Origin of the sequence: Lentzea atacamensis (genome assembly GCF_003269295.1) — a bacterium.
GTDB classification, from domain to species: domain Bacteria; phylum Actinomycetota; class Actinomycetes; order Mycobacteriales; family Pseudonocardiaceae; genus Lentzea; species Lentzea atacamensis.
Genome location: NZ_QLTT01000009.1, coordinates 85,686 through 109,927, shown reverse-complemented (window position 1 = coordinate 109,927; position 24,242 = coordinate 85,686). Strand labels below are relative to the sequence as shown.

Below are 24,242 nucleotides of genomic sequence, written 5' to 3'. Positions count from 1 at the left end.
CAGTCAGGACGGCTTCGGCACCTTGATCGTTGCCTGCTCGTCCAGCGGCATGGCCGGCTTGGTCCGGAACGTCACCGGCAGCGCCCGCAACCCCCGGCTGCCCAGCGACACCCGCCAGCCCAGCGGCTGCGCGGTGTCGAGCGTCAGCCCGGCGCACCGCGACAGCAGCGTCCGGAACGCCACCTCGCCCTCCAGCCGGGCCAGCGGCGCGCCCAGGCAGAAGTGCATGCCGTGACCGAACGCCAGGTGCTGGCGGTCCGCCCGTTCGATGTTGAGCTGGTCCGCCCGCGGGTAGCGCGCGCTGTCGTGCTCGGCCGATGCCAGCGACAGCAGCACGACGTCGCCCGCCGGGATCTGCACGCCGCCGATCGTCACCGGCTGCGCGGCGAAGCGCAGCACGTGCGAGGTCGGGCCGTCGAAGCGCAGGAACTCCTCGATGGCGCCGGGCAGCAGTGAAGACGAGCGCTGCAGCAGTTCCAGCTGCTCCGGGTTGCGCAACAACGCCAGCACGCCGTTGCCGACCAGGTCGACGGCGGTCGTGTAGCCGGCCACGAGCAACAGGAACGCCAGCGACGCCAGCTCGCCGTCGGTCAGCGCGGCCTCGCCCGTGGCGCGCGCCAGAGCCCCGATGAGGTCGTTGTCCCCGGACGTCCGCTTGTGGACCACCAGGTCGCGGAGGTAGCCGGACGCCTCTTCACGCGCGGAGGAGGCGTCGCCGTCCGCGAGGCCGGTGACCACGTCCGCCCAGTACCGGAAGTTCTCCTGGTCGACGGCCGGCACGCCGAGCAGCTCCATCAGCACGGTGATCGGCAGCGGCGCCGCGAAGTCCGCGATCAGGTCGCAGCCGCCCGAGTCGGCGAAGGAGTCGGCGAGCGATGCCGCGAGCTGCTCGATGCGGGGCCGCAGGGCGGTGATGCGGCGCGTGGTGAGCTCGCTCGACACCGCGCGGCGCAGGCGGGTGTGGTCGGGGGCGTCGCTGTTCATCATGTGGTCCGACAGGTCGCCGAACCACCACGAGGCGAAGTGCGGATGGCCGCGCAGGGGTTCGGCGAGCGCGGAGCCGTGCGAGGACAGCAGCGGGTTGTCCAGTGCGGCGCGCACGTCGGGGTAGCGGGTCACGAGCCACATCGGCACGCCGAGCGTCTCGACCCGGTGCACGGGACCGGCTTCGCGCAGGCTCTTCAGCACCGAGTACGGGTCGTCGGTGAAGCCGGGGCGCAGCGCATCCAGATTTACCGCCATGTCGGAGGACACGGCCCGGAGACCGTCCCGGTTCAACCGGACTGGCATTTTGGGCAGAAGTACACAAATCTTGTCTCGAACTCGCCCGATCGGACCCTTGTGCCGCAACGCAAACACGGCTTACCGGTGCGCTCGAAAACGTAGTGCTTGACGCGACGGTCACCCGTGGTGATCTGTTCGGGCCGCCACTGGTTCGCCTGCAACAGCTTGCGGGACAACGCAACCGCACGCGCCGCGTCCACAGATGACACAGGTGCCGTCGGCAGCACACCCAGCAGGAAACACACTTCCGCGCGGTAGAGATTGCCGACGCCGGCCATCACGCGTTGATCCAGCAATGCGAGACCAATAGGTCGTGAATGGTCTTCCGTCAACCGCCGAACGGCCTCAGCGGCGTCGAAGTCCGGGGAAAGCAGATCGGGTCCCAGGTGCGAGATCAGCTCGTCTTCGCGAGAGGTCGGGACGAACTCCATGTCGTGCAACGCGAATCCGATGGCCTGCCGGTCGTCCACCTCGAGCACCGCGCGGGCCTGGTGGGCGGGACGACGCCAGCGCTCGCCGAGCCGGTAGAGGTGCCACGCGCCGTCCATCCGGAAGTGGCTGCGCAGGCTGTTGCCGTCGGAGAACCGCGTGAACATGTGCTTGCCGTACGTGCGCACGCCGAGCACGTCGAGCCCGGCGAGGTCGAGTGTGGACAGCCGAGGGTGACGCAGCTCGCCGCGCCGCAGCGTCTTCCCGGCCAGTGCCTCGTTCATCCGATGGCCGGCCAGGAAGACGGTGTCGCCCTCAGGCATCCACCGCCTCTTGGATCTCGTCGTCGTCGAAGTCCTGGTGCACGGCGCGGCGTCTGCTCCGCGAAATGCGCTGGATGCGGGCGAGCAGCAGGTTGAACGCCAGCGCCACCTCGCGCGCGCCCGGCGTGCCCCACTCGTGGATCGGCATGCACGCGCCCTGGGCCTGCTGCACGGCGAGACGGTCCGGCAGCGCCACCGGCATCACCAGCGGCCCGAAGATGTCGCGCAGCTCGTCGATGCGGAACTGGTGCTCGTGCGACCGCGGCCGCACCCGGTTCACCACGACGCCCAGCGGCTGCAGGTCGGCGTTGTTGCTCTCGCGCTCGTTCTGCACCGCCTCGAACGCCCGCTGCACACCGGCCACCGCGAACATCGTCGGCTCGGTGACCAGCAGCGCGCGGTCGGCCGCCACCAGCGCGGACCGGGTCAGCTGGCCCAGCGACGGCGGGCAGTCGAGCAGCACGAGGTGGTACGGGAACTCGTCGTACATGTCCCGCAGCGTGCGCAACGCGTCTTTGAGCCGGTGCAGCCGCGACTCGTTCGGATCCGGGTGGTTGAGCAGCTCGGCGTCCTCCGACCCGGACAGCACGTCGATGCCGTCGCCCCACCTGCTCGGGCGGATCGCCTGTTCCAGGTTCTCCTCGGACGGGTCCTGCAGGACGTCGTAGATGCTCGCCTTGGACTCCTCTGGCTCCAGCGTCGACGTGGCGTTGCACTGCGGATCAAGATCGATCACAAGCGTGCGGACGCCGCGACGGAGAGCGGCCGAGGCGAGGCCGAGCACCACCGTCGTCTTGCCGACGCCTCCCTTGAGGCTGAGCACGGACACCGTATGCACAGACCTACTCTAGGGTCTCCTACTCTTAGTGCCATGCGACCGGACGCCGTACACAGGGTGCTCGACGCCGAATTGGCCGCCGCACGCACGCGCCGGGGTGGAGAGCCCCCGCGCGTTCTCGACGTGGGCGGTGGCAGCGGTGTCTGGGCCGTGCCCCTCGCCGTGGCGGGCTGCGCGGTCACGGTCGTCGAGCCGTCGCCGAACGCTCTGGCCACGCTGCACACCCGTGCGCGCGAGGCCGGCGTGACGATCAACTCGGTCCAGGGCGACACCGACTCGCTCGGCGTTCCCGCTGGTGAGGCCGATCTGGTGCTCGCGCACGGCGTGCTGGAGGTCGTGGACGACGCGGCCTCCGCGCTGTCCTCGCTGGCTGCCGCCGTCGCTCCGGGTGGTGCCGTGTCGGTGCTGGTCGCGAACCGGTTCGCGGCGATCCTGCACCGCGCGATCGCCGGCCGTATCGTTGATGCCCGGAGGTTGCTGGACGACGACGCCGGTCAGCTGGCGGGCACGCGTGACCCGCTGCAACGCCGGTTCGACGTCCCAGGTCTTGAGAAGCTGGTTCTCGAGGCGGGGCTTTCTGTCGAACTCCTGCAAGGTCATGGCATCGTTTCCGACCTCGTGCCCGGTGTGGTGCTGGACGCGAATCCGGGTGCCGCGGACGCGCTCGCCGAGCTGGAACTGGCCGCTGCCACGCGGTCTCCGCTCAGAGACGTCGCCGCCCGCCTGCACGTGCTCGCCCGTCGTACCGCCTGAAGCGTTTGCATCAGAGATTTTGTGGCCTGATGAGTGGTCCCAAACGACTTCGCGGCGAAAAATAGTGGCTCCGCTGCCGACGTAGGGACCAAACCGCCATGGAGAGTTCCGACCTGCTTGCCTCGTTGGTCAACGAGGCTGTTGCGGGTGACCGGCGCGCCGTCGAACGGCTGCTGGCGTCCGTGCGGCCGCTCGTGTCGCGGTACTGCCGTGCGCGCGTTGGCCGTACAGAGCGGGCGTACGCGTCGGCGGACGACGTCGCTCAGGAGGTCTGCCTGGCGGTGCTCACGGCGTTGCCCGCCTACCGCGAGCAGGGGCGGCCGTTCCTCGCGTTCGTCTACGGCATCGCCGCCCACAAGGTCGCGGACGCGCACCGGGTCTCGGCGCGCAACCGGTCCGAGCCCGTCGCCGAGGTGCCGGACGGGCCGTCGCAGGCCATCGACCCGGAGGAGAGCGCGCTGCTCGGGGCGCTCTCGGTGCGGCTGGGCGGGTTGCTGCAGGTGCTGCCGGACAAGCAGCGCGAGATCCTGCTGCTGCGCGTGGTGGTCGGCCTGTCCGCGGAGGAGACGGCCGAGGCGGTCGGCTCGACACCGGGCGCGGTGCGGGTCGCTCAGCACCGGGCGCTCGCGAAGCTGCGGTCGTCCGTGGGGGTCGAGGAGCTGATTTGACCGGGGGCCTTCTACGACGGTCGATGGCCCGGCAGGCGTCGCAGCTCTCGGAGTTCGTTCCAGCCGGCGCGCGCGTTCTGGACTGTGCGTGCGGCATCGGTACTCAGGCGATCGGCCTGGCCAGGCGTGGCTACGACGTCGTTGGTGCCGACTTGAGTCCCGCGGCGGCTTCTCGGGCCGTTGTGGAGGCCGCTGCGCATGGGGTTTCGTTGCCTTCGTTGGCCGCGGACATGCGTTCGTCGCCCTTCGCCGATGCCTCGTTCGACGTCGTGCTCGCCGCGGACAACGCGTTGCCGCACCTGTTGAACTCGGACGACGTGCTCGCGGCGTTGCGCGAGATGCGCCGCGTGCTGCGACCCGGCGGCCGGCTCATCCTCTCGACGCGCGACTACGACACGATCCGGCGCGAACGTCCGGTGTCGACGCCGCCGTCCGTCGGGCCTGGTCGCACGGTGTGGTTCCAGCTCTGGCACTGGGACGGCGACCAGTACGAGCTGGAGATGTTCCAGCTGAACGAGGCCGAGTCGTGGCGCGTTGTGGTGAGTAAGGCACGGTATTGGGCGATTACCTGTGACGAAATCACCGAGTTGGCGGAGCGCGCGGGGTTCGATTACTTGGAGTGGTCGCTCCACGCCTATCACCAACCGCTGATGATTGCTACGAACGGGTGACGTTTGAAGTTTCTCCCTACTTTCCGCATAAGGAGTGACATGTCGCACGTCTCCTCTCCGGGACGTCGACGAGGGGACGCTTCGAATGGAGAGTTCGGCTTTATCCGCGGAACTGGTCAACCTGGCCGTGCATGGCGATCGCAGGGCCATTGACCAGGTGCTTCGCTATCTGCGCCCGCTGGTGGTGAAGTACTGTCGCGCGCGTGTGGGGCGTTCCGCGACAACCGCGGACGACGTCGCGCAGGACGTGTGTCTGGCCGTGCTGACAGCGCTGCCGAACTACAAGGAGCAGGGCAGGCCCTTCCTGGCGTTCGTCTACGGCATCGCGGCGCACAAGGTTGCCGACGCGCACCGGGCCCTGGCTCGTAACCGTGCGGAGCCGATGGCGGAGGTGCCCGACCAGCCGTCGCGGGGCACCGGGCCGGAGGACTGGGCCCTCCAGGTCGAGCTGAACGGGACCATGGGCGACTTGCTGCGGATGCTGCCGGAGAAGCAGCGCGAGATCCTCGTGCTGCGCGTGGTGGTGGGGCTCTCCGCTGAGGAGACCGCTGAGGCTGTGGGGTCCACGCCGGGCGCCGTTCGCGTCGCTCAGCACCGTGCGCTCGGGCGGCTGCGCAAGGAAATAGCCGCCGCCAGTGTGCCGATCGGGTGAATCCCGGTTGGGCGCGTGGGGTGAATGCATCCAAACGACATACCTAAGGGCATGAGGAGTTCTGACGCGGCGCAGTCGGCCGAACGGCTGCGCTACGACGGGGTGCTGGTGCAGCACTTCCGCGAGTCAGGACTGACAGGACCGCGCTGGGACCAGTTCCACCGCCAGCTTCTCGGGTACGGGCTCGCGATCGTTACAAAGCTCGTGCGGTCGGGGGCGATGTTCTCCCGCTGTGGCCGCCACGGCCGGTACCTGCAGCAGCAGGCCATTTCGCCGCAGGAAGCCGAGGAACTGGCGAGCGACGCGGTCTTCGAGGGGTTCATCTACTTCTGCGATCGCGGGCTGCTCGGCAAGCAGTGGTCGGTCGAGCACGGCCAGCCGCTGGCCGAGTACTTCGTCAACGCCTGCGTGCTGGCGTTCCCGAACGTCTACCGGCGCTGGCAGACGCGGATGAGCGGCTGGCGGAACGTGGACCTGCTGGACTCCTTCGCCTCTCTCGAACAGGTCGTGACCGAGGGGACCCCGGAGGAAGCGGTGGTCGAGCAACAGGCGGCCAATGCGGCGTTCCAGGCGTTGAGCGAGGACAGCCGCAGGTTGCTGATCCTGCACGAGCAGGGCTACTCGCACGCGGAGATCGCGGAGCTCACGCGTCTCACCCCACGTGCTGTCGAAGGGCGGATCCGGCGTGCCCGGCTCGCCGCACGTCAGCGCTCAGACGAGGATCGGTGATCTGCGTGGAGTTCACACCCGGTCTGCATCGCAAGGTTCCCGCGGGCGCCGTTGAGCGGTCCTCCGTGGGCGGCTCGGTCAGCGTCGGGAAGGAGACGCTCGACGCGTTGGTCGAGCGGACCGCGAGCGTCGGTGGTCAGGAGCCGGTGGATCCGCCTGCGCCGTCGTACTACTCGAACAAGCCCGAGGCGGCTGACGACCACGTCGCGCGCGCCGTGGCGGGGGATCGTGCTGCCATCAACAGGCTGCTCGCCACCATCAGGCCGTTGGTGGTCCGGTACTGCCGTGCGCGCGTTGGATCGTTCGCGTCGGCGGATGACGTTGCGCAGGACGTGTGCCTCGCCGTGTTGACCTCGTTGCCGTCGTATCGAGATCAGGGACGGCCGTTCTTGGCTTTCGTGTACGGCATCGCGGCGCACAAGGTCGCTGATTCGTACCGGAGCCACACGAGGAACCGTGCGGAGGCCGTGGCCGAGGTGCCGGAGTCGACCGACACCGACGCCGGGCCGGAGCAACGGGCGATGCAGGGGGAGCTGTCCGAGCACATGGCTGCTCTCCTGCGCGTGTTGCCCGAGAAGCAGCGCGAGATCGTGGTGCTGCGTGTGGTGGTGGGACTGTCCGCGGAGGAGACGGCTGAAGCGGTCGGCTCCACGCCCGGCGCGGTGCGAGTGGCTCAGCACCGGGCGTTGGCGCGCCTGCGCAAGCAGATCAGTGGCGCCAGCGAGTGACGTTGGCGATGCCCTGCGGGCTGGCGTCCTTGTAGCGCTCCATCTCACCGCGCCGCACGTCGGCGATCGTGCCCGCGAGCTCCTTGCCGAACGCTTCGGTGAGCACGGCGTCCTTCTCGAACTCCTCGACGGCTTCCCTGAGCGACGTGGGCAGCCGCGGGACGTCGCCCAGCAGCGCCGGATCGACGTTGAGGCCCCCGGGAAGCGTGGCCTGCGTCGCGATGCCGTCGAGGCCGGCCGCGACGACGCTCGCGACGAGGAGGTACGGGTTCGCCGTCAGGTCGAAGCACTTGACTTCGAGGTTGTCCCGGATGAGGCGCAGTGCCGTTTCGCGGTTCTCCTCGCCCCACGCCACGAACGGTGCTGACCACGTTTGCGGCACGAGCCTGAGGTAGCTCGCGAGAGAGGGACAGCCGATGGCGCACAACGCGCGGATGTGGTTGAGGACGCCCGCGCTGAACTGCCTGGCCTCGTCGTGGAAGCCGTCGAAGAGGTTCGTGCCGTCGCGCCAGAGGCTGATGTGCAGGTGGCCGCCGTTGTCGACGCCACCGTTGATCACCTTGGGGGAGAACGACGGCCGCAGGCCGTGGCGGATCGTGATGGCGCGGATGGTTTCCCTCACGAGCACTGCGGTGTCTGCTGCTGCGACCGGGCCTTCGGGTGCTGTGGAGACCTCGAACTGGCTCGCGGCGTACTCGGGGTGGAACTGGAGGACCTCGACGTCCTGCTGGTCGAGGGCGTTGAGGACGTCCACGCAGTAGTCGGACAGCTCTACCTGCCGTGCGTGGCCATAGGCCGCGCCGCTCGTGGCGGGGACCCAGTCGTCGGTGTCCGCCTTGCCGACGCACCACTCGATCTCGAAACCCGCTTTGGCGGTGAAGCCTCGCTCGGCGAGCGACTGCTCGGCCTTGCGCGCCTGGAGACGCTGGTCCATCGGGTAGGGGACGCCGCTCTGGAAGTGGCGGTCGGCGGGTGCCCAGGCCCAGCCCGGCTGGCCCGCGAGCACGGTGAGGCGGTCGAGGTCGGGGTGCAGGCGCAGGTCGCCCACGGGACCGCCGGCGAACCGGCCCTGGATGATCCAGTCGTCGAACAGGAAGACGTCGAACACCGGTGACGCGCCGACGCCGTGAGCTGCTGCGTGGGCCAGCTTGCGCAGAGGCACGGACTTGGTGCGTGTGATGCCGCTGTTGTCCACCCAGGTGAGTGCGACCACGCGCACTTCCCTGGCGTTCAGCCCGTCGAAGAGTTCCGTCGCGCGGTCGAACCGCTGGTCCCGCTCCGCAGAGTCCACGATCCTAAGGTTATGGGCATCTTGCCGTTCGTCGCCGAACTCGGGCTGATAGATCACCACTGCCACGGTGTGTTGCGCGTGGACAGCACGCGTGAGGAGTTCGAGTCGCTGCTGTTGGAGGCTGATTCTGTCTCGCCGTTGGGTGGGTCCTTCTTCGACTCGGCCATCGGCTTCGCGGTGCGGCGGTGGTGTGCTCCGCTGCTGGACCTGCCTCGCCACGCGTCCGCGGACGAGTACCTCGAACGGAGGAATTCGCTGCACATCACCGAGGTGTCGCGGACGTTCCTGATGGCGTCCGGGATCCACACGTTCCTGGTGGACGGCGGGTTCCAGGCCGAGCGGTTGCTGTCGGCGCCGGAGCTCGGCTCGCTCGCGGGGGCCGACTCGCACGAGATCGTGCGGCTGGAGCACCTCGCCGAGGAGTTGTCCGGCACCGCGACGGCGAACGAGTTCCTGGATCAGTTCCGCCAACGGCTGCGGTCGTCGTCCGCGGTGGGGGCGAAGTCGATCGCGGCGTACCGGGTGGGGCTGGCGTTGAGCGGCGAGCGGCCGACGGAGCGGGACGTGCTGGCGGCGATGCAGGCACGCAGCCCCGGGCCGGTGAAGGATCCGGTGGTCATCTCATGGCTGGCGTGGGAGGCGTTGGACGCTGGGCTGCCGTTGCAGTTCCACGTGGGCTACGGCGACTCGGACATCGACCTGCACCGTTGCGATCCGTCGTTGCTGACGCCGTTCTTGCGCGCGACGGCTTCTCTTGGTGTGCCGATCTTGTTGCTGCACAACTACCCGTTCCACCGGCAGGCCGGGTACCTCACACAGGTGTTCCCGCACGTGTTCTGCGACCTCGGGCTGGCGACGCACGGGTTGGGGCATCAGGCGTCACGCGTGCTCGCCGAGGCGCTGGAGATCGTGCCGTACGGCAAGTTCCTGTTCTCGTCGGACGCGTTCGCTCTGCCTGAGTTGTACTACCTCGGCGCGTTGATGTTCCGTCGCGCGTTGTCCGACTTCCTGGCCGACGGGCTTCGCCGTGACGCGTTCCTCGAGGAGGACGCGCACCGGATCGCGCGACTCATCGCGTCGGAGAACGCAGCGCGTGTGTACAAACTGTAGGATCCATTTCGAACTCACGTTCGAGAGGGGTGTACATGGGTCGCAGTGCGAACCTGCCACGCGGCCTGCGCGATCGGTTCCGTGCTCGTGATGGCGTCTGGCCCGATGACACGGGCTGCCGGATGCTGCACGTCGACATGGACGCCTTCTACGCGTCTGTGGAGATCCGCGAACGCCCTGAGCTCGCTTCGGTGCCCGTCGTGGTCGGAGGGGTCGGCGGCCGCGGTGTCGTCTGTTCCGCCAACTACCTGGCTCGCGAGTACGGCGTCCGCTCGGCGATGCCGACGGCACACGCTCGCCGCCTGGCGCCCCACGCCGTGTACCTGCCGCCGCAGTTCGACCTCTACCAGGAGGTTTCGCGCGGGGTCATGGCGATCTTCCGCGACATCACGCCGCTGGTGGAGCCGCTGTCGCTCGACGAGGCGTTCCTCGACGTGGGTGGTGCGCTTCGCCGCCTGGGCCTCACGCCCGGCGGTGTGGGGGAGCTGATCAGGTCTCGGGTGTTCGCCGAGTATTCGGTCACGTGCTCGGTGGGCGTGGCGTCGACGAAGTTCCTCGCGAAGCTCGCTTCTGGCATGTGCAAGCCCGACGGCATGATGGTCGTGCCTTCTACTGCCGCTCTGGACTTCCTGCACCCGTTGCCGGTGTCCGCGCTGTGGGGCGTGGGACAGAAAACCGCTGCGCGCCTTGAAGAACTGGGCTTGGAGACCGTCGCCGACGTCGCCGCGACACCGCTGCCCCGGCTGCGTCGCATGATCGGTGTCGCTCTCGCGGAGCACTTGTTCGCTCTCGCCGCCGGTGTCGACGACCGCGCGGTGGTGCCCGTGTCGCGCGAGAAGTCGATCGGCGCCGAGGAGACCTTCGAGGTCGACCACTACGACCGCGAGTTGCTTCGCCGCGAGTTGCTCCGTCTGTCCGAGCGGTCCGCGGGTTCGTTGCGCGCCAAGGGTCTGCACGGTCGAACGGTGTCCATCAAGGTCCGCTTCTCGGACTTCACGACGATCACCCGCTCACGGACGCTGCCCGTCGCCACCGACGTGACCCAGGAGATCTACCGCACCGCGGCCGACCTCCTGGACACCCAGGTGCCGCCCGGCGCGGTCCGCCTGATCGGCGTCCGAATAGAGGGCCTTGACAACGCCGACTCCGCCCAGCAACTGATCTTCGACGCCCCGGAACGCGGCTGGCGCGAAGCCGAGCAAGCCGCTGACCAGGCCCGTTCCCGCTTCGGCTCGCTGGCGGTCCGCCCAGCCTCCCTCCTCGGCAACAGTCCGGAAAGGACAGCCGAGTTCGATCCGAAGCCTGAGTGATCGCGACCTGTCCACAACCCGGAAGTTGTCCACAACTTCCACTCCACCCGGATCACCCCCGGTCCACCCGCCCCACCATGAACCCATGCGCCACCCCATCGACCTCGAAGCCCTGGGCACCCTCTTCGACCACCGGGTAGCTCCCGCGGCCGCCCTGCTCCACATAGGACTGACCTCGTCCCTGGTGGAGTCCCGCTGCCGGCCGGGCGGCCCCTGGCAACGCCTGCTACCCGGCATCGTGCTCCTGAGCCGAGCGGGCCCCAGCCGCACCCAGCTGGTCCACGCGGCCCTCATGTACGCGGGCGAAGGCTCCATGCTCACCGCCTTCGACGCCCTGTGCCTGCACGGCATGAAGTCCGCGATCCCGCTGCTGGGCCCGATCCACGTCCTGGCCCCACGCCGCTCCAGAGCCATGGGCTACGGCGCCCTGCGAGTGGAACACACCGACCGCCTGCCGAAGCCGGTCATCCGCCGCGGCTTCCACACGGCCCCGCTGGAACGAGCCGCGATCGACGCCGTCCGCCGCACCAAGTCGATCCCGGACACCAAGACCATCCTCGAGGAGGTGAGCCACTTCGTAGGCGCCCAGGCCCTGCGCGCAGAACTGGCCCTGGCCCCGGCGCGCGGTACCGCCCTGGCCCGCAAGCTGCTGGGCGAGTCCCGCGCCCGTCAGCTGGAGCGTGCGGTGATGGAGCGCCGCACCCCGCTGCCCGTGCCGGCGGCGCGTGTTCCGGTGGGGGTTGGCTGACGGCGTTGTCCCGCGACGGAAGTCGGAGGGCGCGACCCCGCGTCGCGTTGGCCGGGCTCTGCCGGAACTCGTCCGGTGGGTGGCTTTGCCTGTGCGCGGTGCTCAGGTTCTGCGCACGCTCGCCCTGGCTTCGGCGCGTGGCGCTGCCCTGGCCCGCAAGCCCCTGGGCGAATCGCGTGCCCGCCAGTTGGGGCGTGCGGTGATGGAGCGCCCGACCCCGTTGGCCGTGTCGGCGGCGCGTGTTCCGGTGGGGGTTGGCTGACGGCGTTGTCTCGCAACGGAAGTCGGAGGGCGTGAGCCCGGTGTCGCGCCATCCGGGCACTGACGGGACTCGTCCGGCGAGTCTGTGCCTGTGGGCGGTGCTCAGGCCTTGTGCACTGGCCCTGACCTCGGCGCGCGGTACCGCCCTGGCCCGCAAGCTCCTGGGCGAGTCGCGTGCTCGCCAGTTGGAGCGTGCGGTGATGGAACGCCGTACTCCGCTGCCCGTGTCCTGCTGGAGGTCGGCTGACGGCGTTGTCCCGCAACGGAAGTCCGAGGGCGCGACCCCGGCATCGCGCCATCCGGGCACTGACGGAACCCGTGCGGCGGGTGTGGCCTTGCCCGTGCACGGCGGCCCAAATGAGATCAAGTCTCTGACCAGTGTGAACACGATGGGAGGTGACGCCAGAGCGGCTGAACGAGCGCGGGTGTCAACCGGTCGATCGGTCTTTTCGCGTACGTCTGCGGGATGAGTTCTGTAACAACACCTCCGGCCCCCAGAGGGAGGTGCGGTGACGCTGAGTATCCCTACGGTCACTCGGGCATCACCTCATCGAGCACTGGAGGTACCCAGTGAGAGCAGGACAGCGAGGTGCCCGTCGGGGGATCACCGCGCTCGCACTGTCGGCAGGCCTTGTCACCACGGCAACGGCGGCTGTCGCACACGCGGGAGAACCGGCATCGGGAGAGCGAGGCCAAAGCGTCACGCTGATCACCGGTGACCGGGTGGAACTGGTGGGCAACCGGGTCGTGCGATACGTACCGGGGCCCGGCCGGGAGAAGCTCGCCGTGCGCACCTACACGCAGAACGGGCACCAGCACGTCGTGCCCGCGGACGCGGTCGGGTTGGTGGCCAACGGGAAGCTCGACCCGCGGCTGTTCGACGTGACGTCGTTGGTGGAGTTCGGCTACGACGACGCGCGACGCAACACCGTCCCTGTGATCGTGCGGCCGGCGGCGGGCGCACGGTCGGGTATCGCGGCGTTGAGCGGCAAGGAGTCCGTGGCCGATCTGGTGACGGGTGCGGCCGAGAAGTCGGGCAGCGCCTGGGAGTCGCTGCGCGGTGGCGCGGTCGAGAAGGTGTGGCTCGACGGCGTCCGCAAGGTGACGCTCGACCGCAGCACCAAGCAGATCGGCGCGCCCGAGGCGTGGCAGGCCGGGGTCACCGGCAAGGGCGTGAAGGTCGCCGTGCTCGACACGGGCGTTGACGAGAAGCACCCGGACCTGCAGGGCAGGCAGGTCGCGGAGAAGAACTTCACGACCTCGCCGGACGCCACCGACGAGGTCGGCCACGGCACGCACGTCGCGTCGACGATCGCCAGCAAGGGCGAGAAGTACCGCGGTGTCGCGCCGGACGCCGAGATTCTCGACGGCAAGGTGTGCCAGCCGGGTGGCTGCACCGAGTCGGCGATTCTCGGCGGCATGCAGTGGGCGGCCGAGCAGGGCGCGCACGTCATCAACATGAGCCTGGGTGGAGGTGATACCCCGGAGATCGACCCGATCGAGGAGGCCGTCAACCGGATCTCCGCGCAGACCGGCGCGCTGTTCGTCATCGCGGCGGGCAACGCGGGGCGGCCGGAGACCATCGGCTCGCCCGGCAGTGCCGAGTCTGCGCTGACCGTCGGCGCGGTGGACCGCAACGACGGCATCGCGTCGTTCTCGAGCCGTGGCCCCGCGGCGGACGGTGCGGTGAAGCCGGACGTCACCGCACCCGGCGTCGACATCGTTGCGGCCGAGGCCGGAACGCAGGGACACGTCGCGATGTCGGGCACGTCGATGGCCACCCCGCACGTCGCGGGCGTCGTCGCGCTGCTCAAGCAGCGGCACCCGGACTGGACCGGCACGCGGCTCAAGGCGACGATCATGGCGTCGGCGAAGGCCAACCCGGCGCTGAAGCCGTTCGACCAGGGCACGGGTCGTGTCGACGTGCCGAAGATGCTGGCGCAGCAGGTGATCTCCGAGCCCGCCAACATCAACTTCGGCGTGCAGCAGTGGCCGCACGACGACGACCAGAAGGTCGTCCGCGAGGTCACCTACCGCAACGCCGGCAAGGACGCGCTCACGCTCGACCTGACCGTCGACGTCACCGGGCCGGACGGCAAGCCCGCGCCCGCCGGTCTGTTCGCGGTGTCCCCGGCGAAGCTCACCGTGCCCGCGGGCGGCGAGGCCAAGGCCACGATCACCGCTGACACCAAGGTGAACGCGGTCGACGGCGCCTACAGCGGAGCGGTCGTCGCGTCGAACGGGCAGCGCACGCTGATCAGCGTCAACCGCGAGGTCGAGAGCTACGACGTCGGCGTCTCGGTGCTGGGTCTCGACGGCAACCCGACGGCCGACCACGGCACGGTGTTCATCAACACCAAGACCGGTAAGGGCTACTCGACCCAGGCGGAGAACATCCGCCTGCCCAAGGGCGAGTACATCGTGGACAGCGCGGTCATCACGGAGGACCGCAAGGTCCTGTTCCTGGTGCAGCCCAGCTTCCAGGTGACCGGCAAGACCGCGATCACCGTCGACGCGCGCAAGGCCAAGCCGGTCGCGCTCAAGACCCCGGATCCGGCGGCCAAGGGCATCATCGGCACGATCTCGTACAGCACCAAGGTCGCGGGCCAGCCGTACGGCTCTGGCTGGCTGTTCTTCGACGGCCTGGAAGGCCGCGTGTTCACCGCACAGCTCGGTCCGGCCACGCCGGGCTTCAGCACGACGCTGGCCGAGCAGTTCCAGGGCACGCCCCGCGACGAGAAGACGCCGGTCAGCTACCGCCTGATGTGGACCGAGCGCGGCATGCCCACCGGTTTCGAACGCACGGCCAAGGCAAATGAGCTCGCCGAGATGACGAGCACCTTCCGTCCGGCGGGCGAGGGCTACCGCCACGGCGTCGCGGCCATGCCCCACCCGTCCGACGGCAGCGGCGGCTTCGGCTGGTTCACGCCGGTGCCCGACAACGGCCGGGCAGTCGACTACGTCACGACCACCGGCGGCAAGTGGAGCTGGATCTACGACCGCACTGCCCCGGACAACGCCAGCGAGTACTCGACCGAAACCCCGGCCGGCACCTTCAAGGGCGGCAGGAAGTACACGCAGGCGTTCGGCAAGGCCGTCCTCGGCCCGTCCGTACCGTCCGCACCCAGCTTCGGCCTGGCGCGGCTCGAGGACCAGATCGCCGTCAGGGTCCCGCTCTTCACCGACAACAACGGCGGCGAGGGCAGGGTCGGCGTCGGCACCGCGAAGACCACGCTGTTCCACAACGGCACCAAGCTCGGCGAGCAGGCCCAGCCGGGCGCCATCTTCGACGTCCCGGCAGCCGAAGGCTCCTACCGGGCGGAGATGGAGCACAGCCGCACTGCCGAGGTGTCCACGAAGGTAAGCGGCGCCTGGACCTTCAAGGCCAAGCACACCACCGACGTGACGCACCTGCCGCTCTCGGTGGTCCGCTTCCTGCCCGAGCTCGACGACCAGGACACCGCCCACGGCCGCGTCCTCGTCGTCCCGCTGAAGGTCGAACAGCAGCAGAACACGCCGAAGGTCAAGCGCGTCACCGTCGAGGTCTCCTTCGACGACGGCGCCACCTGGCAGCAGGTCCCGGTCGCCGGCGACAAGGCGATCGTGAAGCACCCCAACGGCGCGAAGTTCGCTTCGTTGCGCGCCAAGACCACCGACGCCGCCGGCAACACCGGCGAGGTGACGATCATCCGCGCCTACAAGATCGCGGCCTGATCAAGTGATCTGCTGATCAACGACCCAACCGATCAACTGATTGACCGAGAGTGTCAGACCCGCTGACCAGCATCGGATTCGGGGGCTCCGCGCTCCGGCCTCACAGGGCCTGGGAACCCCCAGAATCCAGCATGGTCTGCGGGTCTGACATTTTTGGGCTTGTGCAGTGCGGTGCCGCTTGGTGGTGCGATGCGCGTGGGCGCGCCGTGCGCTTGGTCTGGTTGTGCGCTTGGGATTGTGCTGCGCGCGGTTCGGCTGGGGTGGGCTGGCGCCGGGTTCCAGCGGGGTGGTCGCCAGCGCGGGTGGGGCGCGTTCCGGCGTGGTTGCGTGGGCCTTGACGAGCCGGGTCATACGCGGGCCTGGCTCTGGCATCTACAACGTGCTGCGCCCCGGCCGCGAATCGAGACGATCAACCCGGCAAGCTCACGTTCTGTCGCCGGAGGCTCCGGGCGGCGTCGCCGCCACCGAAGAACGAACCGACGGCTGGGATCACCGGCCCTGGACACCCCGGCAGGTGTCGAAGCGCGGCACGATCGGGGCACGGCGACGGGGAGCCAGCCGGTCACGCCTGCTCGGAACCGGCGTAGACGAGACGATCGGTCGTGCGGCCGGGGTCGTCGCGGGCGGCTCCCGCCGCCGATTCAGGCGTGAAAGCGCGGGTGCGGGGCCGTGAAAGTGCCTCACGAAGGCCTCACCACTGCCCCAGGAGGATGATGGTGACAGAACCGACCGTATGAGAAGGCCCACTGGGTAGTCGCCGGGGCGCGCGGATCGTATCCTGGAGGGTGACGTCCCCAGGGTGGGTCGTCCGCCGGGTTCGGCGGAAACCGAGAACACCCGGCGCCCGCGACCGCTGTGCCGGAGGAGGAACGATGCCACTCTCCGAGCACGAGCAGCGACTGCTCGACCAGATTGAGCGCGCGCTCTACGCCGAAGACCCGAAGTTCGCATCCACCGTACGAGGCGCCAAGTTGCGGCGGCCGTCCAAGCGGCGCCGTGTACAGGGCATCGTGTTGTTCGTCGTTGGTATGGCGGCGCTCGTCGCCGGTGTGAGCTTCCTGTCGAAGCTCGCCATCGTCGGGATCCCCGTCGTGAGCGTCTTCGGCTTCTTGCTCATGTTCTTCGGTGTGCTCATCACCCTGACGACGCTGCGTCGCGGTGACCAGGTCGCCGAGGGGACGCAGGAAGACGGCAAGCCCACACGCAGCCGCAGCTCGTTCTCCGAACGGATGGAGGAGCGCTTCCGTCGTCGCTTCGACGAGGAGCAGTGAGCCTTCAAGAGCCACGAGCAAAAGGCCCGCCCCCGAGAGGGAGCGGGCCTTTTGCTCGTGGTGCCTAGACCGGGACGGCTTCCCGCTCCGGCGTCTCCGCCACCGGTGCGGGCGACGGCTTGAGCACCGACTTCGGGAACAGCCGCGCCCGCCACGACAGCGGAGCGTTCTGTCGCAACGACTGTCGCACCGCGGCCAGCGCGCCGGGCAGTGCGGGGTCGGCCGCCGGGTTCGCGCTGTACCAGGAGCGTTCGATCGCGCCGATCACCAGGCGCAGGCCGTCCTTGCCCGCCTCGTCGAGGTTGTGCTCGCGTGCCAGCCGCCGGGCGGCCGTGCGGATCGTCTCGGCCGACGGCACGGGTGCGCCGCGGTCGATCGACTCCGCCATGAGCTCGCTCCAGGCAGCGGTGGCCGCACCCGGACCGAGCCGGGCGACCTCGTGCAACCGGTTGCGCCGGCGCAGCGCACGGATCGCCGCAGGGGTGGTCGCGGCGAGCAGCAGCAGTACGACCGTCATGAGGATGTACGACAGCCACGCCACCGCCAGCAGCAGCACAACCGCCCACAGCACCATCGAGAGCGGGCCACTCACCCTCCGCAGCACGGCCATCGGTCCGGTGCGTTTCGGTCCGGGTGCCTCGCGCGGGCCGGAGGAGTCGGGACGCCGCTCTCCCGGCGTGACGTTGCTCCCGACCTTGAACATGCGCAGCAGCCGGACGACCACCGCGAGCACGATGGCGGCGACCAGCGCGTACGGGATCCAGTCCTTCGAGGTGTCCTCCGGCGCGGCCAGGGACGGGTTGCCGGCGTCGTCCTCGCCGTCGGCCGGGGCGGACGGCTGGGCCGACCCGCTGGCGGACGGTGTCACGGTCTCGGTCTTCGTCTCGGCGGTCGGCTGCTCGTCGGCTCCCGGCGAGGTCTCCCGCAGGTACGGCGGCACGACGCCGCGGCCGTCGTTGACCGGGGTCGGGTCGAAGGTCATCCAGCCGTGGTTCGGGAAGAAGATCTCGACCCACGCGTGCGCGTCGTCCGTGCTGATCACGCGGTGAGAGTTGTCCGCGGACGCGACACCGGCGGTGAAGCCGATCGCGACCCGGGACGGCAGGCCCACCACGCGGGCCATCACGGCCATCGCGGAGGCGTACTGCTCGCAGTAGCCGACCTTGCTGCGGGTCACGAAGTCGGTCAGCGCGTCCCTCGTGACGTCGCCCTGGGTCTTGAGGTCGTACTTGAAACCGCTGGTCGGGCTGTTGAAGAACGCGGACAGCGCGGCGGCCTTGTCGAAGTTGTTGGTGGCACCCTCGACGACCTTGTTCGCGAGGTCGATCACCGGCTGTTCGACGCCCTCGAACTTGTAGTACTCGGCGTCGACCACGTTCTTCGAGTCCGGTGTCAGGCGCAGCGCCTGCTTCGTGGGGGTCGAGAGCACCGTGTCGATCACGTACGGTTCCGGCTCCCGCTCCCGCTGACTGAAGATCACGCCCTTCTTCACGTCGAAGCGGTAGTCGTCGTCCGGCGTGTCGATGCGGCGGACTGCGCCGTAGGTCGGCAGCCAGAAGCTCCGCCAGTCGCGCGGCTCGATGTCGATCCGCGTCGTCTTGCCCTCGCCGCGGTCACCCGCCTGGGGCGGCAGCTCGCCGCGCGCGGGCTGGCCGCCGGGGTCGGTGCCGCGCTCCCAGCCCTTGTCCGGCACGTACTTCGCCAGCGTGGTCGCGCGCAGGTAGGTCTGCTCCGGCAGGCCGCGCACGTAGAACACCTCGGCGGTCTTGCCGCGGTTGAGCATGCCGCGCAACGACGTCATCTCGCTCAGCCCGATGCCGCCCTTGCCGCCGCCTCCGCTGCCGCTCATCGGCAGCCGGCCGACCGTGCCGACGATCGTGAAGCCCGCGCCGACGATCAACGCGATCACCATCGCGATGCTCGCCACCGTGGTCGCCGAACCACCCGATCCGCTCGCCGAGCCGGACCCGAGCCTGCCCCGCCACGCCTCGTGCCGGTGCTGGCCGTCGACCGCGAGCAGCATCGCGAACGCCGCGGCGCCCAGGATGAACGTCCAGAACGGCAGCATCTCGTCGGCCAGCGACGCGGGCACCGCGAACACGCACAGCAGCACCAGCCCGGACGCCGCCGGCGCCGCGGCCGCGACGGCCAGCGTGTCGACCAGCACCGCGACCAGGCCGATCGCCAGCACCACGAGCGCCTGGATCGCCGGCGTCGCGTGCACCGGCGGCACCCCGGTCTGCACCTGCGCGACGGACTCCGCGAGCACGTCGCCCAGCTCGCCCAGCGCGTCGGGGCCGGGGATGAACAGGAAGATGCCCGACCTCGTGTGCAAGGCCGTGAGCAGGCACAACAGCACGAAGACCTGGGCGATCGCGACCAGCGGCGGGGTAAGCCTGGTCGCTCGCAGGAACGCGCCGGTCACGGTGATCGCGACGATCACCACGCCGATGCGCACCAGCCACAGGTCGCCCTCGATCACACCGGACAGCGCCGTCGACGCGCACAGCACGGCCAGCGCGGCGATCCACGGCGTGGCCGAGGTGAACCACTCGGGCTCCGTGGCCTTCGCGGGAGCGGAACGGGACCCCATCTCAGCCCACCTCCGAGCGCATGGACGGCCCTCGGTGGCTGGCCGAGGCGCACAACTCCTGCCACACCTGCTGCATCGACGCCGACGGCCGGGCGATCGCCACGCCCCAGCCCGCGCTGCCCAGCAACCGCCGCGCGTCCTCAGGATCGGGCGCGGTGGGGTCCGAGCCGCCGGCCCACGCGTTCACGTCCAGCAGCACGGCCAGGCTGCGCATGCCGCGCGGCCGGTACCTGATCAGCTCTTCCACCGATGCCGGTGACACACCGCCCAGCACCGCGATGACCTCCTGGCCCGCACCGGGGTCGATGCCGGCGCTCAGCTCACGCCGGTGCGAGCCCTGCAGCGCCGCCAGCGAGTCCAGCACCACGTGGTCGCTGTGCCCGCCGTCGGACGACCCGCCCGCGAGCACCCGCCCGTCCTCGGAGACCAGGCGCACCTGGTGCCCGAAGTGGTGCAGGTGCAGGCAGATCGACGCCACGAACGAGATCGCCCACTCGAGCGACGCCGTCGGCCCGCTGCCGCGGTGAGCGTGCACCCGGTGGTCGAGCAGCACGGTCGTGCCGCCGCGCCACGGGCGTTCCTCGACGCGCACCATCAGCTCGTCGCGGCGGGCCGTGGACCGCCAGTGGACCTTCCGCAGGTCGTCGCCGTGGCGGTACGGGCGCACCACCGCGTCGTCCTCGCCCTGACCGGCCCGCAGCCGCACCGAGCCGTCATCGCCCGCGCCCATGCCGGACCCGCCGGGCAGACCAGACAGCCGCACGACCCGCGGCACCACCACCAGGCGCGACCGCCCGGCCAGCTCGCGGTCGAACTCCGCGAGGCCGAACGGGTCGGTGATCCGCGCCATCAGCGGGCCGACCTGCTGGATGCCGCGCATGACCGGCTTGAGCGGGTAGCGCAACGTCGTGGGCGTGTTGCGCGGCAACCGCTCCACCAGGAACCGCGGCCGCGCGCCCAGCGCGTACGGCACGGTGTCCTCCAGCATCAGCCCGCCCGTCGGCAACCGGCCGGTGCTGCGCAGGTCGAGCTTCACCTCCGACGCCGCCCCGACCGGCACGCGGCTCGGCGCGAGGAACCGGGCGGCGTGCAGCCCGACCCTGGCCCTCGTCGCGAGCCACGCGGCCAGCAGGGGCAGCGCGATCACGAAGGCGGCGACCCTCAGCAGGTCGCGTTCGTTCAGCACCGCGGCGCACACTCCGGCGGCGAACCCCGCGGCCAGCAAGCATCGTCCGCGCGTGGTCAGACCGGAGAGTGCTGTTCGCATCGTTAGCGTGGCGTCCCTGCGTTGTTGTTGCTCATGCTGCGGACGAAGGCGGCATTCGGATCGAGAGCGGCCGTCGGCACCGGCACCCGTTGCAACAGCGCCCTGATCAGCTCGGCGGGCGACCGGCGGGCGGCCTGCGCCTCCGCGGTCATCACGAGCCGGTGCGCGAGCACCGGGATCGCGATCGCGTGGATGTCGTCCGGCACCACGAAGTCACGGCCGGCCAGCGCGGCTTGTGCCCGTGCGGCGCGCACGAGGTGCAACGTGGACCGCGGCGACGCGCCCAGCCGCAGCTCCGGCAGACGGCGCGTGGCCGACACCAGCTCGACGGCGTACCGGCGCACCTCCGGGGAGAGGTGCACCCGGCGCACGGCCTCGATCAACCGCAGCACCTGGGCCGCGTCCGAGACCGGACGCAGGTCGTCGAGCGGGTTGTGGCCCGCGTGCTCGTCGACCATCGCGAGCTCGGCCGCCGGGTCCGGGTAGCCGATCGACAGTCGCGTGGTGAACCTGTCGCGCTGCGCCTCGGGCAGGGCGTAGGTGCCCTCCATCTCGATCGGGTTCTGCGTCGCGATCACCATGAACGGCGAACCCAGCGGGTACGTGTTCGCGTCGACCGTGACCTGGTGCTCCTCCATGCACTCCAGGAGCGCCGACTGCGTCTTGGGGGAGGCGCGGTTGATCTCGTCGCCGACGACGATGTTCGCGAAGATGGGTCCCGGCCGGAACTCGAAGTCGTTCTCCTGCCGGTTGTAGATGGACGAGCCGGTGATGTCGCTGGGCAACAGGTCCGGCGTGAACTGCACGCGGCTCACGGTGCAGTCGATCGAACGGGCAAGCGCTTTCGCCAGCGAGGTCTTGCCGACGCCTGGCACGTCCTCCACGAGCAGGTGCCCCTCGGCGAGCAGCGTCACCAGGGCGAGACGGACCACGTCGGGTTTGCCGACGAGTACCCGTTCGACGTTGGCGGCGATCCGCTGGACGGCGCCGTGCAACTCTCCCAGGATCTGATCGACCGGCGCGTGACTGTTCGCGCTTGGGCTTCCCGGTGTCACTAAACCTCCAGCAGCCGTGTCCGGAACACGGACGTGTGAGCGTTTCACGCAGTGTGTCAAACCACGGCTAAGTGCCCTACACCTGCGGGCTACATCGGGTTCGCTCCACCAGTTTCCACCTTCCCCCACCATCGCGTGCCTACCCCGCGTTTTGGCCGAAATTTCTAGGCCGTTCGAGTGGCAAATCGGCGCTGAACCCTCACCCGCGAAGGTGGAGCTTGACCAGCTCCCCCACCGTCCCCCCACGCCTGTCCACTCGATCTACCTGCAAAAACGGGTCACGAGTTGGTGTGTAAACACCTGTTTCAGCGTTGACTGTGGTGAAAAGTGGGGTACTGTGGCGGCCGGTGGGGCAGACGGGGGCCCCGCTGCCGGTCCGTCGCCCGGCAAGGGAGGTGGATGCCGTGTTCCTCGGCACTCACTACCCGCGCCTGGACGACAAGGGTCGGCTGACACTGCCTGCGAAGTTCCGGGACGAACTGGCGGGAGGTCTCATGGTCACCAAGGGCCAGGACCACTGCCTGTACGTGTTTCCCCGGGCTGAGTTCGAGCAGATGGCGAGGAAGGTCGCCGAGGCGCCGTTCACCAACGACGCCGTACGCGCCTATCAGCGTTATCTGTTCGCGGGTACGGACGAGCAGCGTCCGGACGGTCAGGGCCGCGTTCTGATCGCACCGGAACTGCGCCGGTATGCCGGGTTGACCAAGGAGTGCGTGGTCGTCGGCGCGTTCACCAGGATGGAGATCTGGGACGCGCAGGCCTGGCAGACCTACCTCGAGGAGCACGAGGACGGCTACGCCGAGGCTCGCGAGGAGGTCATACCGGGCGTCTTCTGATGGCGGTCAGCCGAGCAACAGGCCGGATGTTCCACCGCGATTCGGGTGCCGTGAGGCCTCGGTCCGCTCGACTATCGGCCCTGGCGCACCTTCCCCGGCGCCAGGTTCGACGGGCGGGCGGGGACCTGACGTCACCCGAACGCGCATCAGGGGAGTAGAGGGACGATGGATCAGCCGCGGCACGTTCCGGTGCTGCTGGACCGCGTCCTGGAACTCTTCGCTCCAGCGCTCTCCGGCAAGCCCGCCGTCGTCGTCGACACGACGCTCGGCATGGGCGGTCACTCCGACGCGCTGTTGAGCGCGCACCCCGAACTCACGCTCATCGGGCTCGACCGCGACCCGCAGGCCATCGAGATGGCCGGAAAGCGGCTCGCCCGCCACGGTGACCGCGTTCATCTGGTCAACGTCACCTACGACCACATCGCCGAGGCCGTGCACGACCTCGGTCACTCGCGTGTGGACGGTGTGCTGATGGACCTCGGCGTGTCCTCGTTGCAGCTGGACGAGGAGGAGCGCGGGTTCGCCTACTCGAAGGACGCCCCGCTCGACATGCGGATGTCCAAGGGCACCGGGATGACGGCGGCGGACGTGCTCAACACGTACTCGCACGGCGACCTCGCGCGGATCCTCTCCACCTACGGCGAGGAGCGGTTCGCGGGCAAGATCGCCTCCGCGGTGCTCAGGGAACGCGAGAAGGAACCGTTCACCAACTCCGGACGGCTCGTCGAGCTGCTCTACGCGGTGGTGCCGGCGGCTTCCCGGCGCACGGGCGGGCATCCGGCGAAGCGCACGTTCCAGGCGCTGCGGATCGAGGTCAACGGCGAGCTGGAGTCGTTGCGGCTCGCGCTCCCGGCCGCCCTGGGTGTGCTGGGCATGGGCGGGCGGATCGTCGTCGAGTCGTACCAGTCCCTCGAGGACCGGATGGTGAAGCAGGCGTTCGCGGAGCTGGCGAAGTCCAAGACGCCGCCGGGCCTGCCCGTCGAGCTGCCCGGCCACGGGCCGGAGATCAAGCTGCTCACGAAGGGCGCGGAGCTCGCGACCGAGCAGGAGATAGAGGACAACCCGCGCGCGGCGCCGGTGCGGCTGCGGGCGGCGGAACGGATCGGAGAACCGAGATGACGGCACCCGCGAGGGTCGGCGGGCCGTCGCCCCGCGACCCCTCCAAGAAGACGCAGAAGAAGACGGAGGAGCACGACAGGGCGCGGCGGCGGACCGCCGGTGCCGAACGTGCCTACGCCCGCCGGGCCCAGCGCGCCCAGAACCTGCGGGGCGGTGCCGCCGCGCCGCAGCAGAAGCAGGTGTCGAAGGCGCCGTTCGTCGTGCTGGTGATGCTCGTGCTGGGCGCGGGCGTCGCCGGGATCATGTACTTCTCGACCCAGGCCGCCGCCGACACCTACCGCCTCCAGGAGGCGAAGGCGGAGGCGGAGAAGCTGACGTTGCGGATGGAGCAGTTGCGCCGTGAGGTGGCGCTGCTCGAGTCGCCGACGGACCTCGCGCGCCGGGCCGCCGAGATGGGCCTCGTCGAGCCGTCGAACCCGGCGCGGCTGCGGCAGAACCCGGACGGCTCGATCGAGGAGTTCGGCAAGCCGAGCGCGCCGACCAGGTCGACGCCCGCGCCGCCGCCGTCCGCCGAGCCACCCGCGGGTCAGCAGCCACCACCCGCCGGCAACCAGACTCCTCCGGCGGGTGGCTGATGCCGGGTCCGCAGCAG

21 protein-coding genes are annotated in these 24,242 nt (G+C 69.7%); 14 read left to right on the top strand and 7 right to left on the bottom strand.

What is annotated here, in order from left to right:
- Nucleotides 1-3: 3 nt before the first annotated feature.
- Genes C8D87_RS33700 through C8D87_RS33690 form a run of 3 tightly spaced genes read right to left on the bottom strand, consistent with a single transcriptional unit; the run spans nt 4 to nt 2,874 of the window.
- On the bottom strand, nt 4-1,254 hold the full coding sequence (locus tag C8D87_RS33700) for a cytochrome P450 family protein (protein WP_215732569.1): 1,251 nt from the start codon (nt 1,252-1,254) through the stop codon (nt 4-6).
- 20 nt (nt 1,255-1,274) lie between these two features.
- Nucleotides 1,275-2,036, bottom strand: a complete 762-nt coding sequence (locus C8D87_RS33695; protein ID WP_112229742.1) for a DNA-formamidopyrimidine glycosylase family protein — start codon at nt 2,034-2,036, stop codon at nt 1,275-1,277.
- On the bottom strand, nt 2,029-2,874 hold the full coding sequence (locus C8D87_RS33690; RefSeq protein WP_109633683.1) for a ParA family protein: 846 nt from the start codon (nt 2,872-2,874) through the stop codon (nt 2,029-2,031). The genes C8D87_RS33695 and C8D87_RS33690 overlap by 8 nt, the downstream gene beginning before the upstream one ends.
- A 33-nt stretch (nt 2,875-2,907) precedes the next feature.
- Between C8D87_RS33690 and C8D87_RS33685 the strand changes: the two genes are divergently transcribed.
- The 6 genes from C8D87_RS33685 to C8D87_RS33660 all read left to right on the top strand — a co-directional run bounded on the left by C8D87_RS33685 (nt 2,908) and on the right by C8D87_RS33660 (nt 7,075).
- Nucleotides 2,908-3,627 (top strand): class I SAM-dependent methyltransferase, encoded by a 720-nt coding sequence (locus C8D87_RS33685; RefSeq protein WP_112229740.1) that lies wholly within the window; start codon nt 2,908-2,910, stop codon nt 3,625-3,627.
- Between the two features lie 98 nt (nt 3,628-3,725).
- Nucleotides 3,726-4,295: a sigma-70 family RNA polymerase sigma factor gene (locus C8D87_RS33680; protein ID WP_112229738.1), complete on the top strand. Its 570-nt coding sequence runs from the start codon at nt 3,726-3,728 to the stop codon at nt 4,293-4,295.
- Between the two features lie 23 nt (nt 4,296-4,318).
- Nucleotides 4,319-4,966, top strand: a complete 648-nt coding sequence (locus C8D87_RS33675; RefSeq protein WP_112229736.1) for a class I SAM-dependent methyltransferase — start codon at nt 4,319-4,321, stop codon at nt 4,964-4,966.
- An 85-nt stretch (nt 4,967-5,051) separates the two neighbouring features.
- Nucleotides 5,052-5,618 carry a sigma-70 family RNA polymerase sigma factor gene (locus tag C8D87_RS33670; protein ID WP_109633675.1) on the top strand — a complete coding sequence of 189 codons (567 nt, stop codon included), beginning with the start codon at nt 5,052-5,054 and terminating at the stop codon, nt 5,616-5,618.
- 51 nt (nt 5,619-5,669) lie between these two features.
- Entirely contained in the window at nt 5,670-6,347 is a 678-nt protein-coding gene (locus C8D87_RS33665; RefSeq protein WP_170166678.1) for a sigma factor-like helix-turn-helix DNA-binding protein, read from the top strand.
- Between the two features lie 146 nt (nt 6,348-6,493).
- On the top strand, nt 6,494-7,075 hold the full coding sequence (locus tag C8D87_RS33660; RefSeq protein WP_112230069.1) for a sigma-70 family RNA polymerase sigma factor: 582 nt from the start codon (nt 6,494-6,496) through the stop codon (nt 7,073-7,075).
- On the opposite strand, the gene C8D87_RS33655 is transcribed toward C8D87_RS33660, so the two are convergent.
- A complete protein-coding gene (locus C8D87_RS33655; RefSeq protein WP_112229732.1) occupies nt 7,056-8,366 on the bottom strand; it encodes a type I glutamate--ammonia ligase in 1,311 nt (436 codons plus the stop codon). The two genes, C8D87_RS33660 and C8D87_RS33655, sit on opposite strands and share 20 nt — an antisense overlap.
- A gap of 12 nt (nt 8,367-8,378) precedes the next feature.
- Between C8D87_RS33655 and C8D87_RS33650 the strand changes: the two genes are divergently transcribed.
- The 5 genes from C8D87_RS33650 (at nt 8,379) to C8D87_RS33630 (ending at nt 16,780) form a co-directional block, all read left to right on the top strand.
- The gene (locus C8D87_RS33650; protein WP_112229730.1) at nt 8,379-9,476 is read left to right on the top strand and encodes an amidohydrolase family protein; all 1,098 of its coding nucleotides are present in this window, start codon (nt 8,379-8,381) and stop codon (nt 9,474-9,476) included.
- Nucleotides 9,477-9,511: 35 nt separating this feature from the next.
- Entirely contained in the window at nt 9,512-10,786 is a 1,275-nt protein-coding gene (locus C8D87_RS33645) for a DNA polymerase IV (RefSeq protein WP_109635128.1), read from the top strand.
- 85 nt (nt 10,787-10,871) lie between these two features.
- On the top strand, nt 10,872-11,534 hold the full coding sequence (locus C8D87_RS33640) for a hypothetical protein (protein WP_112229728.1): 663 nt from the start codon (nt 10,872-10,874) through the stop codon (nt 11,532-11,534).
- Between the two features lie 831 nt (nt 11,535-12,365).
- The gene (locus C8D87_RS33635) at nt 12,366-15,509 is read left to right on the top strand and encodes a S8 family serine peptidase (protein WP_112229726.1); all 3,144 of its coding nucleotides are present in this window, start codon (nt 12,366-12,368) and stop codon (nt 15,507-15,509) included.
- A gap of 872 nt (nt 15,510-16,381) precedes the next feature.
- Entirely contained in the window at nt 16,382-16,780 is a 399-nt protein-coding gene (locus C8D87_RS33630; protein ID WP_109633661.1) for a DUF3040 domain-containing protein, read from the top strand.
- 64 nt (nt 16,781-16,844) lie between these two features.
- Here C8D87_RS33630 and C8D87_RS33625 read toward each other — a convergent pair whose 3' ends face one another.
- The 3 genes from C8D87_RS33625 to C8D87_RS33615 are packed head-to-tail and all read right to left on the bottom strand — an operon-like array spanning nt 16,845 to nt 21,827.
- The gene (locus C8D87_RS33625) at nt 16,845-19,373 is read right to left on the bottom strand and encodes a transglutaminase family protein (RefSeq protein ID WP_112229724.1); all 2,529 of its coding nucleotides are present in this window, start codon (nt 19,371-19,373) and stop codon (nt 16,845-16,847) included.
- A gap of 1 nt (nt 19,374) precedes the next feature.
- Nucleotides 19,375-20,640, bottom strand: coding sequence for a DUF58 domain-containing protein (locus C8D87_RS33620; protein WP_112229722.1), 1,266 nt, complete (start codon nt 20,638-20,640; stop codon nt 19,375-19,377).
- A 2-nt stretch (nt 20,641-20,642) separates the two neighbouring features.
- Nucleotides 20,643-21,827: an AAA family ATPase gene (locus C8D87_RS33615; protein ID WP_407656871.1), complete on the bottom strand. Its 1,185-nt coding sequence runs from the start codon at nt 21,825-21,827 to the stop codon at nt 20,643-20,645.
- A 272-nt stretch (nt 21,828-22,099) separates the two neighbouring features.
- Between C8D87_RS33615 and mraZ the strand changes: the two genes are divergently transcribed.
- From mraZ to C8D87_RS48170, 3 genes are all read left to right on the top strand, one after another.
- Complete coding sequence (mraZ, locus tag C8D87_RS33610; RefSeq protein ID WP_109633654.1) at nt 22,100-22,531, top strand: division/cell wall cluster transcriptional repressor MraZ; 432 nt, start codon at nt 22,100-22,102, stop codon at nt 22,529-22,531.
- Nucleotides 22,532-22,696: 165 nt separating this feature from the next.
- Nucleotides 22,697-23,650 carry a 16S rRNA (cytosine(1402)-N(4))-methyltransferase RsmH gene (gene rsmH, locus C8D87_RS33605; RefSeq protein ID WP_112229720.1) on the top strand — a complete coding sequence of 318 codons (954 nt, stop codon included), beginning with the start codon at nt 22,697-22,699 and terminating at the stop codon, nt 23,648-23,650.
- Nucleotides 23,647-24,225 (top strand): hypothetical protein, encoded by a 579-nt coding sequence (locus tag C8D87_RS48170; protein WP_112229718.1) that lies wholly within the window; start codon nt 23,647-23,649, stop codon nt 24,223-24,225. Before rsmH ends, C8D87_RS48170 begins: the two co-directional genes overlap by 4 nt.
- The last annotated feature ends 17 nt before the right edge of the window (nt 24,226-24,242 follow it).